This is a genomic window from Actinocrinis puniceicyclus (assembly GCF_018283645.1).
Lineage (GTDB): Bacteria > Actinomycetota > Actinomycetes > Streptomycetales > Catenulisporaceae > Actinocrinis > Actinocrinis puniceicyclus.
In genome coordinates this window covers 19,438-35,289 of the sequence record NZ_JAGSXH010000065.1, presented here as the reverse complement: position 1 = coordinate 35,289, position 15,852 = coordinate 19,438, and the positions used below count along the sequence as shown (strand labels likewise).

General features: G+C 65.2%; 14 protein-coding genes and 2 pseudogenes. 10 read left to right on the top strand and 6 right to left on the bottom strand.

Annotated features, from left to right (window positions below):
* Positions 1 to 88 precede the first annotated feature (88 nt).
* A pseudogene (locus tag KGA66_RS18130) lies at positions 89 to 541 on the top strand (DDE-type integrase/transposase/recombinase); the annotation flags it as partial.
* An 826-nt stretch (positions 542 to 1,367) separates the two neighbouring features.
* Here KGA66_RS18130 and KGA66_RS18125 read toward each other — a convergent pair.
* A complete protein-coding gene (locus KGA66_RS18125; RefSeq protein WP_211469338.1) occupies positions 1,368 to 3,521 on the bottom strand; it encodes an IPT/TIG domain-containing protein in 2,154 nt (717 codons plus the stop codon).
* A 668-nt stretch (positions 3,522 to 4,189) separates the two neighbouring features.
* Positions 4,190 to 4,668, bottom strand: a pseudogene (locus KGA66_RS18120) (IS5 family transposase); the annotation flags it as partial.
* 548 nt (positions 4,669 to 5,216) lie between these two features.
* Between KGA66_RS18120 and KGA66_RS18115 the strand changes: the two are divergent.
* Entirely contained in the window at positions 5,217 to 6,200 is a 984-nt protein-coding gene (locus tag KGA66_RS18115; RefSeq protein ID WP_211469336.1) for a hypothetical protein, read from the top strand.
* 273 nt (positions 6,201 to 6,473) lie between these two features.
* Here the strand turns inward: KGA66_RS18115 and KGA66_RS18110 are convergent, their stop codons facing one another.
* Positions 6,474 to 7,055: a flavoprotein gene (locus KGA66_RS18110; protein ID WP_312886964.1), complete on the bottom strand. Its 582-nt coding sequence runs from the start codon at positions 7,053 to 7,055 to the stop codon at positions 6,474 to 6,476.
* A gap of 13 nt (positions 7,056 to 7,068) precedes the next feature.
* Entirely contained in the window at positions 7,069 to 8,259 is a 1,191-nt protein-coding gene (locus KGA66_RS18105; RefSeq protein WP_211469335.1) for a helix-turn-helix domain-containing protein, read from the bottom strand.
* Between the two features lie 106 nt (positions 8,260 to 8,365).
* Here KGA66_RS18105 and KGA66_RS18100 point away from each other — a divergent pair, with 106 nt between their 5' ends.
* Entirely contained in the window at positions 8,366 to 8,659 is a 294-nt protein-coding gene (locus KGA66_RS18100; protein WP_211469334.1) for a hypothetical protein, read from the top strand.
* Between the two features lie 367 nt (positions 8,660 to 9,026).
* On the opposite strand, the gene KGA66_RS18095 is transcribed toward KGA66_RS18100, so the two are convergent.
* Positions 9,027 to 9,515 carry an SAM-dependent methyltransferase gene (locus tag KGA66_RS18095; protein ID WP_211469333.1) on the bottom strand — a complete coding sequence of 163 codons (489 nt, stop codon included), beginning with the start codon at positions 9,513 to 9,515 and terminating at the stop codon, positions 9,027 to 9,029.
* A gap of 63 nt (positions 9,516 to 9,578) precedes the next feature.
* A complete protein-coding gene (locus KGA66_RS18090) occupies positions 9,579 to 10,970 on the bottom strand; it encodes an NsdA family TPR-like regulatory protein (RefSeq protein WP_498066738.1) in 1,392 nt (463 codons plus the stop codon).
* A gap of 236 nt (positions 10,971 to 11,206) precedes the next feature.
* Between KGA66_RS18090 and KGA66_RS18085 the strand changes: the two genes are divergently transcribed.
* The 7 genes from KGA66_RS18085 to KGA66_RS18055 all read left to right on the top strand — a co-directional run bounded on the left by KGA66_RS18085 (position 11,207) and on the right by KGA66_RS18055 (position 15,841).
* The gene (locus KGA66_RS18085) at positions 11,207 to 11,422 is read left to right on the top strand and encodes a hypothetical protein (protein WP_211469331.1); all 216 of its coding nucleotides are present in this window, start codon (positions 11,207 to 11,209) and stop codon (positions 11,420 to 11,422) included.
* Positions 11,419 to 12,144: an ATP-binding protein gene (locus KGA66_RS18080; protein WP_211469330.1), complete on the top strand. Its 726-nt coding sequence runs from the start codon at positions 11,419 to 11,421 to the stop codon at positions 12,142 to 12,144. Before KGA66_RS18085 ends, KGA66_RS18080 begins: the two co-directional genes overlap by 4 nt.
* Before the next feature lie 121 nt (positions 12,145 to 12,265).
* Positions 12,266 to 13,234 (top strand): sensor histidine kinase, encoded by a 969-nt coding sequence (locus tag KGA66_RS18075; protein WP_246508041.1) that lies wholly within the window; start codon positions 12,266 to 12,268, stop codon positions 13,232 to 13,234.
* Positions 13,219 to 13,650, top strand: coding sequence for a roadblock/LC7 domain-containing protein (locus KGA66_RS18070; protein ID WP_211469328.1), 432 nt, complete (start codon positions 13,219 to 13,221; stop codon positions 13,648 to 13,650). Before KGA66_RS18075 ends, KGA66_RS18070 begins: the two co-directional genes overlap by 16 nt.
* Positions 13,647 to 14,009, top strand: a complete 363-nt coding sequence (locus tag KGA66_RS18065) for a DUF742 domain-containing protein (RefSeq protein WP_211469327.1) — start codon at positions 13,647 to 13,649, stop codon at positions 14,007 to 14,009. Before KGA66_RS18070 ends, KGA66_RS18065 begins: the two co-directional genes overlap by 4 nt.
* Positions 13,990 to 14,568: a GTP-binding protein gene (locus KGA66_RS18060; protein WP_369015895.1), complete on the top strand. Its 579-nt coding sequence runs from the start codon at positions 13,990 to 13,992 to the stop codon at positions 14,566 to 14,568. Before KGA66_RS18065 ends, KGA66_RS18060 begins: the two co-directional genes overlap by 20 nt.
* A 22-nt stretch (positions 14,569 to 14,590) precedes the next feature.
* Complete coding sequence (locus KGA66_RS18055) at positions 14,591 to 15,841, top strand: styrene monooxygenase/indole monooxygenase family protein (protein ID WP_211469326.1); 1,251 nt, start codon at positions 14,591 to 14,593, stop codon at positions 15,839 to 15,841.
* The last annotated feature ends 11 nt before the right edge of the window (positions 15,842 to 15,852 follow it).

Below are 15,852 nucleotides of genomic sequence, written 5' to 3'. Positions count from 1 at the left end.
GCCCCACCCCACGCCAAATCCAGCAGCAATATCAGCTCCCGATCATCGAAGTGAGACAAGGCCTCCACGCAAAAGCCCAGGTCGCAGATTCCACATAATGGCCACGGTGCTTGACCTGTGCTCACGGCGCCTGGCCGGCTGGTCGATCGCCGAGCACATGCGCACCGACCTGGTCGCCGACGCCCTCAAAGCGGCCGCGGCCACCCGCGGCGGGCACCTGCGCGGAGCGATCTTCCACAGCGACAACGGCGCGCAGTATGTCTCCAAGCAGTTCGCCGAACTCTGCGACGGTCTCGGAGTCGTACGTTCACGCGGCGCAGTGGGCACCAGCGCCGACAACGCCGCCGCAGAAGCCTTCAACGCCACCCTCAAACGCGAGACCCTGCAAGGCGCCAAGCGCTGGCCGGGGCGCCGCGCCGCCCGCCTCGCCGTCTTCCGGTGGATCACCCGGTACAACACCCGCCGGCTGCACTCCGCCCTGGGCTACCGCAGCCCCATCGACTACGAACACCGAACCGCTACCTTAGCCACAGCCACATAACAACCGGTGTCCACAAATCAGGGACAAGCCCCCTATCCGCGGTGGCGGCGCTTCTGCAACGGCTGGCACTGGCAAGAGGGGGTTGGCAAGGAGCTGTGGCCTAAGGAGCGTGATCTCGTCGATTGGCTGTCCGCTGACCTGGACGAGCTGAGCAGGGTGGTCGGTATGCAGCTGGCGTTCGCCGGCCGTGAGGTCCGTGTCGGCGACCACTGGCCGGCGGAGGACGACCAGACCGGTCACAAGTTTTGGGTCGGCGGCGGACGCATGGATCTTGATTTGCTCAACGCGTGCGGGCAGCGGGTCATCGTCGAGGCGCAGCTCGGCAAAACCGACCATTCGCACCTAGGCCAGCTGGTTTCCTACGCCTGTCGTGCTGGTGCTCAGTACGCCATCTGGGTCCTCGCCAGCGCAGACGTAGACTCCGACGAGCCTTTCACTCCGACCACCTCGCCACACTTGCCGAGCTCAACGAGAGCTACGCGGGTAGGCGGAAGTTCCTGGTGGTTCACGCGGCTGCCGAGACAGCTCGATTCGGAAGGTGGGACTTCGGCGATGCACCTCTGCTGCCGTGTCTGCGACGGGTTGATCCGACGATCGGGTATTACGACTCCTGACAGAGTGTGTTGCGGAGTCGGCGCCAGCAGAATGATGGCGCCGACTCCGCAACCAACCTTGTTAGGAGTCCTAAGCTGCGTGGCGTGGGACTGCTGGGCTTCTCCTACGCCGCGGTCGACTCCAGCGATCTGCGAGCGATGAAGGGTCGGCCAGTTACTGGCCTCCAGGCGTGGCGTTGCCCGGCACTTTGTGCCGGGCAACGGTGCTGGTGCTATTTGAATGAGAACAGCGCTACGTGGTCGATGCCGTCGTTGAGGCGAAGATCGAACTGCTGGCATGTGCCGGCCCACGTTTTCGACGTCTTCCAAACGTAGCTGTACGTGCTGGTGCTCGCGCTGTATGACAGGCCACCGCCTCCCGCGGTGTCGGTGAGGGTGGCGGTGTTGATCGGCGCGCCGGTGGAGCAGCTGATCTGCTGCACGGTCGGGAAGCCGGAGGCGATGATGCTCAGGCCTTGGTCGCCACCGATCTGGAATTGGATGGGGATTCCCTGTCCGGCGTGGACCTGGTTGTAGTCGGAACTGATGACCGGGGCGAGGAAGCCGTTGAACGGGTAGGCGTAGGTGTACCGGTCGGCTGCTCCGGTGGCGCTGGTGCCCGGGCTGGTGGTGACGGTGATGTCGATGGGACCGACAGCCGCCGCCGGGGGTGCGGTGGCAGTGATGGAGGTGTCGCTGATGACGGTGAACGAGGTTGCGGCGACAGTGCCGAACTTGACTGCGGTGGTGCCGGTGAAATCGCTGCCGGTGATGGTCACCGCCGTACCGCCGGATTTAGGGCCCTGCGACGGGCTGATCCTGGTGATCGTTGGTGCCGGCTCGTCGTAGGTGTAGTGGTCTGTGGAGGCTGGCGTGCTGGTGCCGGCGGCTGGTGTGGTGACCGTGATGTCGATTGTGCCGTCGGCCTGGGCCGGGGCGGTCGCGGTGATAGAGGTGTCACTGTTCACGGCGAACGACGTCGCCGGCTTTGATCCGAACATGACGCTGGTCGCACCCGACAACCCGGTCCCGGTGATGGTCACGCTCGTGCCGCCGGCTTCCGGCCCGTGCGCTGGACTGATCGCGCTGACGGTCGGCGGCGGGTTGTAGGTGTATTGGTCGGGGCTTGTGGTCTGGCTGGTGCCGAACTGGGTGGAGACGTGGATGTCCACCAGGCTTGGGGCGGCCGCGGGTGCTGTGGCGGTGATGGTGGTGTCGTTGATGACGGTGAATGCCGATGCGGCGATGGTTCCGAAGGTGACGTCGGTGGCCGAGGTGAAGTGCGAGCCGGTGATGGTCACGCTCGTGCCACCGGTGGCCGGTCCGTTCGACGGCGAGATCGCGGTGACCACGGGCAGGGGCGGTGGGGACACCGTGATCGTCACCGGTATCGGCGGTGTCTGTATGCCCGGGGCAGTGATCCGGTAGGTGAAGTTGTCGTTTCCGACGAATCCGTTTGCCGGCGTGTAGGCGAACGAGCCGTCGGCGTTGAGCGTCAGCGAGCCGTGCGCCGGGGATTGCGCCAGTTGCGCTTGCACGGCCAGGCCGGTGGGGTTGCTGTCGTTGGCGAGCACGCCAGGGGCGGGCACGTTGAGAGTTGTGGACTGGAGTGTGGTGTAGAAGTGGGCGGATCCGGCGATTAGGCTGACCGATCCGTTGGTCTGATAAGCGACGACGAGGTCTGCCGATGTCGTGAGGTTGATGGGTGGGGTGGTGGTGGGTAGCAGTTGTGGTGATGCGCCCGGGGTGACGTTCAGTGTCAAGGCCGTGGTCGGCCAGTAGGTGAAGCCCGGGATCGTGCCGTCGGTGCCGGTGTACTGCGGTGCGGTGCCGATGACGGCGCCGGATGCGATCGGGATGCCCAGCAGGGTGGCGAAGCCGGGAACCACGGCGGCGCTGTAGGGGCTGGGGTTCACGCCGGCGGCGACGGGGTTGTTGGCCGGGTCCAAGACAGTCACCGCCAAGTGGACCAGAGCAGGCAGGGCGATGTCGCCGACGCTGGTGTCGCCATTGACGGTCAACGATTGGTTCCCGGTCTGCAGGTACCAAGCGCCCGATGGCGGCCTGGGAACGTCACCGACCACTGAATCGCCGGCAGACAGTTGCAGCCCGTAGCTGCCGTTCTTGGCATAGACGGTGAAGCGCCCGTCGGACCCGGTAGCCGCTCCGTACGATCCCAGATTCTGATCGAAGAGACCGACCTGGACACCGGCAAGCGGAGCACCCAAATCATCCACCACCCGACCCGACATCGTTCCGACGCCGTTTTGGACGAGAACGACGTCGAGAGTCTGATCGCCGGAGACGACGACGCTGTGCTTGGTCACCGCGGCGTAGGGAGCACCGGGGGTGAAGACGAAGTCCCACGTACCGAGCGGTACCGACACCGTGTATGAACCGTCGGCCGCGCTCGTAGTATCCGCGACCGCGCCCGTGGTAGAGCCGGGTGAATAGACTGAAACATCCGTTCCGCCGACAGGGCTGCCAGCCGAGGTCACGCTCCCGCTGACCGTTGCGGAGGTCGCGGCAGCCGCCGACCCGGTTCCGACCGAGGTGCTGCCGACAGCCACTAGGGCGAAGACGGCTATGTATCGCATCAGCTGCCTGATGAACAACGAATCACGAAGCACTGGCCATCGCCTTCCGGCTCGATTCCCGATCATTACGCTCGGTGCCGCAGGCATGGTGGCGACCACGGCAGCCCGGTGACATGGTGCGTCGCGATGCGAGCTGTTCAACGGGTTCGGCGCCGTTTGGCAGCGCCGATCTTCGTAGTCCGCGGCAGTGCACGCCGTCCGGTCGTGATAGTTCACAACAGGGTGGTGTGACGCAGGTGTCGAACATGGGCGGTGCGCCTTCCTGCGAGTGCGCAGGTCACGGTCGGCTCTCGATAAGCCCGACACAGCGTGGCGTGGCACGGCGGTGCAGGTTCAATGCGCGCCGCAGGTGGCGAGGCGCACAACTCAATGGCCTGATATGTTGTCGACGCTGCACCGTAGAGGCAGGCTCAAGCTGCGTCGTCCACCCCGGACAGTGTGATTACGGATTGCTATCGACCGCGTACTGTTGGAACTGACCGTAGCATCCCAGCGCCCTGGTGTACGTCGATAGAGCCATTTGGCCCGTGGGCCTCGACGATCAGGTGGTGCTTACTGCTGGTCTTGCCCGGTCGATCGGGGACGGGCCAGCGGCCGGCCCGCCTTTCATCGCCTGTAGATGGCTGGAGTCGACTACGGCGCGGGAGAAGTCCAGTGCTACTGCGCGCAGTTCGGAAAGCAGAAGCTCGTGCAGTCGCTGCCAGAGTCCGGCGGCGTTCCAGTCCCGCAGCCGCCTCCAGCAGGTCATCCCCGAGCCGTAGCCCAGTTCCTGCGGGAGGAGCCCCCAGCGGATCCCGGTGTACAACACGAACAGGATGCCGTTGAGGACCTTGCGGTCATCCAGTCGTGGACGGCCCGGATGCCTTGGTTTGCGCTCGGCCTGCGGCAACAGCGGCTCGATCCGCTCCCACAAGCCGCCATTGACCTCCCACGGCAGACGCGGGTTCTTTTTCGTCTCGGCTGTCTCCCACCTCCGACAGCATCAACGAAGGCTGATGCACGAGACATTCTCGCGGGCTAAGCGAACCAATTTCGTTACGAGTCCTTAGTCCCCACCTGGAGCATGACGTCGACGACCGCATTCATTCACCGATCAGCACCTTGATCTTCATGGGCCGGTTGGTGCCATTTCAAGCCGAGCGGTCCGATCTCTGCCTCAACAGCAGACTTCAGCGCGTTAGCTATCGTTTTGTGAAACAAAAGCGCGAAACTCAGCGTGACGACCGGCGGCGCCAGTATAGCTATGACAAGGATCATCCTATGCCTATTCCCAGTGTAGTTGCCATAGGTTAACATCCGTATATTTAAGGGGAGGGACGATAGTTGCATGACGCCAATCGGAGCCTCCCTCACTGCCCGCAAAGCCTGACGTGCAGCCAGCTCGGAGGGCAAATGGAGTGCTTCACGTGTTGTGAAGTCACTGCTTCACGGCCCGTGAAACCGCCTGCTGGCCGCGAACTGGGCAGAGGGGGTTAGGGTGGCGGCATGAACGCTGACCACGAGTCCTGGGAAGGGATCCCCTGCATCCTTCCCGATTGGATTTACACCGCCGACCTGGACCGCTTCGAAGCCCGATTGGCGGTTAAGCGGCGAAACGCCAACTATTTCGCGGATGTAGTTGGTATCGATCCAAGTGAGTCCGAAAGTGCCGAAATCCTGAAAATGATACGCACAGCGCGAGATGTCGAGGACGCTGCTCGAAGAGTAAAGCACGAGCTCGTAATCGAAGCGTATTCCGAAGGAATCCTGCTCAGGGAGATAGGCGGTGCTCTGGGCATCGGAGCTCCAGGTGTCAGCAACATCCTCGACCGCAATAAGCTGGCACCCGAACGCAAACTGGAGATAGCCAGAGAGTTTGACGCATGGGCGTCCCTTACGCATCTCTGGAATCGAGATATCGATACCAGTGAACCTGGCGAGAGCTTTTACCGGCACGGTGTATATCAGCTTCTGCTCGCGCAAAGACGATTTGACCAGGCTATCGCAATTCACGGCAGGAAGGGTGAGCCGAGCGCTGTCTATCAGAAACTTCAATTGGCGTACGAAACCCTGCATGACGCGTTTCTAAGTCTCACTGATCCAGTGATACCGCATGTCATCGCGAAATATGCGCCCAAGAGAAGCCTCGATGACGATTTTTCATGGAGCACGATGCCGGATGCAACAACTGCTTCTACCCGGCACGGAATTTTTAAGGTAGTACTCGCGAAGCTAGTGTTTGCCGAATCGCTAGAACCAAACGGTCCAGCCGATATTATGCTGGCCGGTACATATATGGCGAGCGCCTTGGTTAGCCTCAGTCGCCCGGAAGCTCAATTCATCTTTGGCGAGATGATGGAATTCCTGCGTCGTGAACATCCAGACCTTTTGCCAAGCACCCATCTCACTCCAGATCAGATTTTTAAGCTTCACGAGCGCCAGTTTGGCTCAGACGGCCGAGATGACCTCGATGATCTGGACGACGAATGACTCCGGATCGGACTGCGAAATGGGCGGGTCGCCGGTCGCATCTCATTCTCGGGTGCCTATTCATTTGAATTTTCCTCAAGGTGTGACAATGTGTGCTTCGGGTAAACCGCTGCATGCAAGCGGTAACAACGCCCCGATCCGTTGCCCTTCAGGTTCGGGTACGCATGGCGTGCTGATCGTGCGAGCTCTCCGCCCGTTCCGCGGCAACTGATGCGCCCGATTTCCTTGGGAGTCTGGACTCCAATGGATGCTCGGATGGGCCAGTTGTTGGATCTACAGCTGATGGGCTGCGTCGAAGGCCAGGTGCCACGGATAGGAACTCGGCCTGTTCAGGCCGGACTTGGGTACGTGCGGGACGAAATACTGCTCGCCGAGCAAAACATCGATTCCCATCGCGCGGAGGCGGTCGACGCTGGTTTGAAAGGCACTGTGGCCGGCTTGCCAGGCGTTGAGGTACGGCAGGACGGTGATCGGCTGGGTTCCGCGTCCGGCGGCCTCCGTTAGCAGGCCAAGAGCGAGCGTGTCTGAGATCCCGGCCGCCCACTTGTTGATGGTGTTGAACGTCCCGGGTGCAACGATGAATCGGTCGGCAGCGGGCAGGACGTCAGGCTCGGCAGGCAGTTTGTAGGCCGATCGCACCGGATGGCCGGTGAGCGATTCGAGCTCGGTGCGTTGCTCTGCAAGCCACCGGTCGGCTGTCGGCGTGAGCACCAGGCAAGTGTCGTAACCGTGGGATTGCGCGAGTTCGATCGCGGTGCGGACGTGCAGCACTGGAGGCGCTGCGCAGCCGACCAGATAGAGTACCGGGTTGGTTTCGACGCGCGGGGCGCCGAGAGTTTCGGAGATCGCGTCCACGTGGCGCACCGTATCAGGGCCGGGCGAGTCCGCTGCGCGCTGCCAGATCGCTGAGTTTCGACGGCGGCTGTCCGACGTGCTGCGCAAGCAGCTTGGTGATCAGTGCAAGGGCCGTGGGACGGGTGTGCACTTCCTGTGGGCTGTCCGCTTCAGCGGCGAGCAGTGCGGAGAGGGCGTCGTTGGTCCTGTTGAGCGCTACGAGGGCTTGGGCGTACTCGATCCTGTGATGGGCACGCCGCTCGCGCGGAAGCGATGCGAGAACAGCACTGGGGATCGACTCTGCTGTTCGTGCAGCGTCGCCATAGCGGCCGAGTTGATGCTCGATCGACGCGATGTGCAGACGGACGTTGAGCGCGTCGTATCCGGTGCGCCAACGATTCGCGCCGAGGGGGACATGTTCCGCCGCCGTCGCGGCGTGGGCGAGCATTGCCTGAGCTGTTCTGGCATCACCGATCTCGGCTGCGGCGACGGCTCCTTTGAGCCAGAGCATGCCCAACGCCGTATAGCCATCGCCGTCGAGGGCGGACAGCGGTCTAGCCAGCTCTTCTATCAAGAGTTCGACGGTTTCAAGTCCGGTCGCCGGCTCGCCGATCGACATCAGCGTGTAGGCGGTGATCTGCCCGGCGAGCGCCACAGCGATGGGATCGCCTGAGGCGCGCGCGAAGTCGATGGCACGGTCGGCAGCGTGCCAGGCTGCCGCGCCTCCGCCGTACTTCATCAGCACGGTGGCGGCCAGGTGATGAACGCGATAGGCAGCTCGATCGCCCTCCGGGGTATGCGGAAGCGCACGGGCGGATTTGACCAAGCCCGGCATCGCACGCAGCAGGGTGATGTAGTGGCCTGACTGGAATGCGTCGAACCCCCACGCTGCCTGGCGCAGGATGTGCGTCGGCTCAGCCACTGTGGCCGTAGGTCGATGTGGCGCTAGGAGTACCGCACGAAGGAGCGCTGGATCGTCTTCAGACTCAGCTGGCTGGACACCTGTGGGCGCATCGTCGGAGAGCAATCGGGCTAGTGATACGTCGAGAATTCTGGCGAGTTCCTCAAGCACGCTTATGCGCGGGTCGGCCTGCCGCTCGCCGGCCTCCAGCTTCCTTACCCACACCTCTGAGCGTGAGGGGCGAAATGCGGCGGCGACTTGAGCTTGGGTCAACCCGCGATAGACGCGCCACATCCGGATGCGCTCGTGGATTGCGCGGTCCATCTGCATCCTCTCACCGATACGAATCGTATCCATACGCAGCGTGACGTGACTATAGCGTGCCAGTACGGGCTCGTCAGCCGGACCCGCAGGCGAGAGGAGCGCGACCGTGAAGACTGTTGATATCCAGCATTCGATGGCTACGCAGGCACTGGCCACAGCGGTGCGTGACGTCCTGGCCGCTGTCGATCGCGCGGCGAAGATCGCGGCCGGACTGAACGGAGCGGTAATGCACGCCAGGGAATGTGGCCTGCCCGTTGATGTAATCAACAGGTCCTTGGCGCCCTTGGTGAGCCATATCGAGGTCGAGGAAACTCCGGGCGAGGACGCGGCAGACTCGGCCGTACGAGACATTGTTCAGCAGCTCGCATGCCGCGAGATCGCGGCCCAATGGGCTGGTTGAGATGCAGTGCTGTCCGTTTTTCTCGGGAGTCGGCAGGTCAGATCGATCTGTCCGACTGCTTGACGATCAGTTGGGATCCCAGCTTCCTGCCGAACGTGCCTTGATCCTTCGTCCCGTGCGCATTCCCACCGAATCTATGATGCGAGATTCGCTCGGCGACACAGTCGAGGCGTTCGCGGTACTCGTTCGGTCGGCTCGCGACTGGAACGAGGAGAGCGGCAACGGTATTGGCGGGCCGAACCTCGCTGCGGCTGATCACGACGGGCAGTTCGGCGAGCGGAGTCCGTTCGATTTTCTCGAATGCAAAGTGGTCTACGGGGCTGCCGTCTTATTGCGGGCAGTCCGTGAGGTAGGCGTGAGCAGTCAGCTAATCCTGCCTTGGGTTCGCGAAGTAGTTGCCGAGCATTTCGGTGCTCCATGCTGCTTGGCGCACCTCGCCGTGGGGGCCGAACTCAGTGAACCAGGGCTTGATGTCCAGCACCGGTGTGCCATCTACGGCATCGAGTTCTTCCACGTGGAGGTCCAGTCCATCGACCTTGATCAGACGGCAGCGGGAAACTCCAAGCCAGTTGATGCGTCGCATGTTGCGGTGACCGAAGGTGCCGACGGGCGGCCAGTCCGGATTGTCGCGCGGCCGGCGCGCGCCGAGGTTCAAGTCCGTCGGGTCTGTCAGGTGGAACCGGAAGACGACCTCAAGGTGGCTGAAGTCGTCGAGTCCGACTGTGGCCTCTGGTGTGAATCGTGGATTGTCGATCCGGATGATGGAGCGTGTGCCGCCCCAGTAGTCGTCGGTGGGCTCAATGCGCCCGCCTACAACGTGGGCGATGGTTTCAAGTTCGAACGTCTCAGCGGGCATTGCGGCTCCCGTCTCATTCGGCGGCGCGTCGGCAGCGCAGTCGGTTGTTGTCGGTGGTGGGGTTCACGTAGCGGCCAGGTAGGTCGCGGCGCGAGCGTCCAACGAGGCCACGGCTGGTATGCCGCGTCCTCGCAGTGGCGAAACGGCCGAGCGCATGTCGGCGACAACGGCGCGGGTTCGCGCCGAGTGGATGCCGTCCATGGCGTCCAGTGCCCTGGACCAGGTGGCGCAGGCTTCTTCGATACTGCCCTGGCGTGCCTGTACGGCGCCAAGGTAGCCCAGAGTCACGGCGTGGGTCCGTGTGAAGGTGTCTGCCCTGCGCGTGCGGACGCTGCGGCGAAACTCCCGTTGCGCTCCGGCAAGATCACCGGTGTCGCGCAGAGTACATGCGGTCTCATGCGCGAGGCTGGCTTCGCCGAAGAAGAAGACCCGGCTGGGCTCTTCGTCTCCGGCACGCGCGTCGGCGAGATCGTACTCTGCCCTCAACAGCGCGGCTGCCGCTGCTCGCGTATCGCCGGACGCGCCCAATGCGCGCGCATGGACGACTCCCAACAGCGCACGTTCGCGAGGACTGGCCAGTGTGTAGCGGGCGCCGTCTATGGACGCGGCAGCGAGCTCCACTCCTGGGCGTACATGACCGAGGTCAATAGCCTGATGCGCCATCGCGCGCAGGATGTGTCCAGCGAGGGGCTGATCGTCGGCTTCGGCTGCCAACCGCACGGCGAGGCGGAATCCGGCCTGCGCGTGAGCGTGCTGCCCGTTGTCAAATGCCATCCAACCCGCCAGGTAGGCGAGTTCGCCTGCAGCGGAGAACATCGCGCGGCGTACCGGCTCGTGCGTGTAGCGGCCGCGCAGAAGCCTGGCGACGTCCGAGGTCAGGTAGTGCACGACGGTGGAGCGGGCGTGGCCCCCGCCTCGGCGTTGGTCGGACCGGGAGAAGGCGGAGACCATCTCGCGGACGGCTTCGACGTCGCCTTCGCCGACAGAGACGGTGCCCGTACCCGGCCGGGCGGAACTGCGCTGGGCCATCCGTGCCCACCAGGAGCTGCTTGGCAGCGCGAGCGCCGCCACCGAGTAGGCGGCAGCTCCCAGCGCCTTGCGGCGGTCCACATCCACCTCGTGATTCGCGAAGTCGGTCAGCGCGGCCAGCGTATCGCTGTCCCAGTCGACGTCGATCACGGGCGGACCGTCCGGTGTGCGCAGCCCGATGTCCCCTGGTGTGACCGTTCGTCCCAGGCGGCGCGAGAGCGCCTCGCACAAGAAGCCCGGGGCGGCCCCGGAGGGCTGCGTTCCCCCGACCCAGTGCGTGACGTGGGAGCGGCCGATCGAGGAGTAGTCGTGCGCTCCGTTCTCCAGGGCAACCTGCACGAACGCGGACGCGACGCTGGCGTGAGACAGCCCGGCTTCCGCGATGACCGCGGCGAGCTTCCGGTTGGGCTGACGTGCCTCTGTCATGGCTCTGGTAGCGCTCCTTCGGCTCCGTTGCGATCTTTCACCGCTTTCACCACATCGCAGTGCTTGACAGCGTACCCACACCGAGTGATCCGCGGTTTGCTCAACGTGTCCGAATTCTTCATTCGCCTCACTCGCCACGGCAGGGGTCTTCAGGTGGAGGGATGCAACGTGCTGACTCGCAGATGCTCCGTCGAGAGGTTGCTCAGTGGTTGGCGCTCAGTCGCGCCGGAGGCGGCGTGAGCGGCGGGGAGGGCAGCCAGGCAGCGAGGGCGCTCTATGCCCTGACGCAGGCGCTTGCGGGCGCTGGCTTCGCACCGGCCCGTGACCTGCCTGGCTTGTCCACAGTTCGGTTTGACGGTCAATCGATGGTGCTGCTTGGCCGCGTTACGCCACAGGTCGCGGCCAGGCTCGCACTCATCATCGCCGGCGGAATCAAGGATGGCTCACAGTGAATCCATCGCCATGCGAATCCGGCCTTGACCGGGCCACCGGGCCGCGGCGTCTCGCCGCCGTTGATCCGACCTTCCGGATCAGCCATCTGTGCTTACCCGCGACCGACAGGATCGCCCACAGTCTTGGCCAACTCTCCAGCGATGTTCTCGCTACCTGGGGACTTGGAGACGAGGAGTTGGCGTATGCCGTGCGGATGAGCGTGCGTGAGCTGGTAGGCAACGCCGTCAAGCACGGTCCGCGGACTGCGGACGCGATGGTGTGCGTGTCCTTCCAACTTGAGTCCGACGCGTGCGGCCCGGACCGGGTCACCGTCACCGTGCAGGATCAGGGTTGCGGGCGGCTCGCGATTCCGGAGCCTGAGGACTTCGAAGAGGCCGAGGAGTTCAGGGGTCTGGTGGTCGTCAGCGGCTACGGCGCGCGCATCGACTCGATCGTTCACCCCGCGGGCCACACGGTAACCGTGTGGATTCCCCTGGCGGCAGCGGATCGCGAGCGAGTTTGCCGTTGCCTGTGCTGGGGCCATCAGACTGCCGCGCCGTACTGCCGCGGCCTGGTCGAGCCCGGTACCGGCGCGCTGTTCACCGGTCCGTGTGGGGTGCCGATCACCGTTTGCCGGGCGTGCGCGGACGCGATCACAGTGTCCGGTCTCCTGCCCGCTCGGGCAGCAGTCCATGGGTCTGCCATCCGCCATCCGATCCTGGCCGCCTCGGGCGGGGGGTGAGAGCGTCGTGATCCTCAGGCGACGCTGGCGGCGCCAGGTTACTCGGCAACCGATAGAAGCCGTCCCGCAGGAATTCGTCGAGCAGCCCGTACCGCGCCTGGACGGTGATTTGTGTGTGTTGATGTCGACGCTCGCGCGGCGGCAGATGGCGTTGACCTACCACCTGATCCGCGTACTCGACGAGGTGGAGCGCGAGGCGGTGGAGCCTGGCACGCTCAAGGCGCTGTACGCCGTCGACCACGACGCCAACCGGCTGCGGCGCTATGCCGAGGGCCTGCTGCTTCTGGCTGGCGGGCAGGTGTGCGACGGGTTGGAGGGGCCGGTCACGCTGCTGGACGTGGCGCGCGCCGCGCAGTGTGCCTCGGCTGATTTCGAGCCGGTCAAGCTCACGGCGATGCCTGCCGCCGCCGTGCCGCCCGGGGTGTCGGACGACCTGGTTCACCTGCTCGCCGCGCTGCTCGACAATGCGGTCTCGTATGCGCCGGCTTCTTCCCGTGTCACCTTGTCCGGGCATCCCGACCGCGACGGCTCGGTGCTGATTCAGATTGCCGACTCCGGTCCGGGGATCGAGTGGACGGCGCTTGCGGAGCTCAACGCCCGCTTGGCCACCAGCCCTGTACTTGACGCCCGCTCGGCGCGGCAGATGGGGCTGTACGTCGTGGCCAGCATCGCGCACCGCCACGGGCTTTACGTCCAACTCGCTCCCCGACCCGGGGGCGGCACGATCGCCTACGTCACCCTGCCCGGCCACGTGATCATCCCTCCGGAGGCCGTCGCACCGGTCCCCGCGGCTTCGCCCGTACCTGTGCCTGTGCTCTCCGCGGCGTCGAGCGGCGATTGGTGGGGGGTGCAGACCCTCGCCGCCCCGGCCGCGGGCACGACGAAGAACGGTCTGCCGCGCCGGACACGGGCGTCCCAAGACCCGGGGCCGTGGCTGCCGACCGCGCCGTCCGCGCGGCCTCCCGATCCGCAGTCCGTCCGCGACGACCTCAACGACTTCGAGGCGGGCGAGCGGCGCGCCCACGCCGAAACAGCCTCTACGCACGACACAGCATCGACCTCGTGGGAGGGACCGTGGGAGCAGCAGTGATCGCCGAAGGCGGTGCGCAGGAGGTGGCCTTCCTCGTCGACCGGTTCGCCTCGACGACCACCGGGGTGACCAGTGCCATCGTGCTATCCACCGACGGCATGAAGCTGGCGGCGTCCATGAGCATGCAAACTGACCAGGCTGACCGGTTCGCGGCGACCGCCAGCGCTGTGTACGCGCTGTCCAGCGCGGTGGGGCGCGAGTTCGGGTTCGAGGGCTACCAGCAGTCGATCCTGCGCTACGGCAACGGACACGTGATAGTGACCGCGCTCGGCGAGGGCGCCGCGCTCGCGGTCATCACCGAACACGACGCGAAGCTCGGCCAGGTCAGCTACGAGATGTCGCTGTTCGCCCAGCGCGTCGGGGTGCTCCTGACGCCGCAGGTGCGCCAGCAGCTGCGCGGCGGGCTGGTCGTGTGACGCGCACGTACGCACTCCACGCACCGCGCCGCCCGTCGCGGGTGCGCCCCTACGGCATCACTCGGGGACGTACCGCAGCGGACCGATTCCTCGGCGTCGAGCGGCTGATCAGCACAGTCGAGTTCGATCCGCAGCGCGTGCTCGGCATGCTGCCGGAGACCGCCGCGGTGTACGAGGCATGCCGGTATCCGCGCACGATCGCGGAACTCGCCACGGGTCTGGCGCTGCCGCTCGGTGTGATCCGCGTCCTGGTCGGCGACCTCGCCGCGGTCGGCCGAGTGCGCATCCACCCCCCGGCCGCCGACATCCCGGACCGCCACTTGCTGGAGAGGGTGCTGCGTGGCCTCGACAATCTCTGACGCCTCCCTCGCCCTGTCCGCGAAAATCGTGATCGCCGGGGCCTTCGGCGTGGGCAAGACCACGTTCGTCGCCGCCATCAGCGAGATCCCGGTCGCGAGCACCGAGGCCCTGATGCCCGTGGCCGCGGCGCCGGCCGACGACGTGTCCTTCGCGCGCGGCAAGACCACTACGACCGTGGCGATGGACTTCGGGCGCATCGCCGTTGACGACGGGCTGACGCTTTACCTGTTCGGCACCCCCGGCCAAGACCGCTTCTGGTTCCTGTGGGATGACCTGGCGCGCGGCGCGCTCGCCGCGATCGTGCTGGTCGACACGAGGAATCTCGCCGCGAGCTGGCCCGCTATCGCGTACTTCGAGCGGCGAGGCGATATCCCCTTCACCGTCGTGGTCAACCTGTTCGACGGCCAGTTGACCCACGAGCTAGCCGAGGTGCGCGACGCACTCGATCTGTCGCCCGGCATCCCGCTGACCACGGCCGACGCACGTGACCGCCGCGACGTGCGCGAGGCACTGCGTGCTCTGATCCGTCACGCCCTGAACCTGCTGCCCAGCCACTGATGCCCAACCAACAAGGGGAGAGATGCGCAAGATCCTGATCGTCGGCGCCGGACAGGCCGGCCTTCAACTCGCCCACGGCCTGCTGCTGGCCGGAGGATACGAGGTGACCGTGATGAGCCAGCGCCCCGCCAGCGAGATACGCCATGGCAGGGTCACCTCGACTCAATGCATGTTCGGCGCCGCTCTCGAGATGGAGCGACGCGCCCTCGGAGTGGATCTGTGGTCTGCGGCCGGGAGCGGACATCGCATCGACGGGCTGGGGGTCAGCGTGCCCGGTCCCGACGCAGCTCCCGCTATCAACTGGCTTGGCCAGCTGAGTCAGTATGCTCAATCTGTCGACCAGCGCCTGAAGATGGCCGCGTGGCTGGAGCTTTTCGCCGAGCGCGGCGGAACTGTGGTGATCAACGCGGCCACCGTTTCCGACCTCGACCACCTCGCCGCCCTCTACGATCTGGTCATCGTCGCTGCGGGCAAAGGCGACATTGTCGAACTGTTCGACCGGGACGCCGAACGCTCCCCATACTCGGCACCGCAGCGTTCTCTCGCGGTCGCCTACGTCCACGCAGTGCGGCCCCGCGAGGAACATCCCGATACCAGCGCAGTGCGCTTCAACCTGATCCCCACCGTCGGCGAGCTGATCGTCATCCCGGCGCTGACCACGTCGGGGACCTGCGACATCCTGTTCTGGGAAGGCATTCCCGGCGGCCCCATCGACACATTCGACCAAGTCGCAGACGACCCAGCCGCGCACCTGGCGCACACCCTTGAGCTGATCCGCCGGTTCGCCCCCTGGGAATACGAGCGCTGCGCCGAAGCCGAGTTGACCGACCCGGGTGCGACGCTGGCCGGCCGCTATGCGCCCGTGGTGCGCCACCCCATCGCGGCCCTGCCCTCCGGACGCCTCGCCCTGGGCATCGCGGACGTCGTCGTCGCCAACGATCCGATCACCGGCCAGGGCAGCAACAACGCCTCCCGCGCCGCGGACACCTACCTCGCCGCGATCCTCGCACACGGCGACCGCCCCTACGACCAGGCGTTCATGCAAGCCACGTTCGATTCCTACTGGGCGAGAGTCGCCGTGTGCACGGCATGGACGAACGCGATGCTCGCCCCGCCGCCCCCGCACGTGCTGGACATCCTCGGCGCCGCTGGACAACACCAAGACGTCGCCGACCGGTTCGCCAACGGCTTCTCCGCACCCGACGACTTCGCCGACTGGCTACTAGATCCGATCAAGGCCAGCACATACCTCGCCGCCGTGACCGCACGCTAGCCCGACTCGCA

Bases quoted from the DNA above. Each gene is read 5' to 3' on its own strand.
- KGA66_RS18115 (WP_211469336.1), top strand. From the start codon at position 5,217: ATGAACGCTGACCACGAGTCCTGGGAAGGGATCCCCTGCATCCTTCCC.
- KGA66_RS18105 (WP_211469335.1), bottom strand. From the start codon at position 8,259: ATGGACCGCGCAATCCACGAGCGCATCCGGATGTGGCGCGTCTATCGC.
- KGA66_RS18095 (WP_211469333.1), bottom strand. From the start codon at position 9,515: ATGCCCGCTGAGACGTTCGAACTTGAAACCATCGCCCACGTTGTAGGC.
- KGA66_RS18090 (WP_498066738.1), bottom strand. From the start codon at position 10,970: ATGACAGAGGCACGTCAGCCCAACCGGAAGCTCGCCGCGGTCATCGCG.
- KGA66_RS18075 (WP_246508041.1), top strand. From the start codon at position 12,266: ATGTCGACGCTCGCGCGGCGGCAGATGGCGTTGACCTACCACCTGATC.
- KGA66_RS18055 (WP_211469326.1), top strand. From the start codon at position 14,591: ATGCGCAAGATCCTGATCGTCGGCGCCGGACAGGCCGGCCTTCAACTC.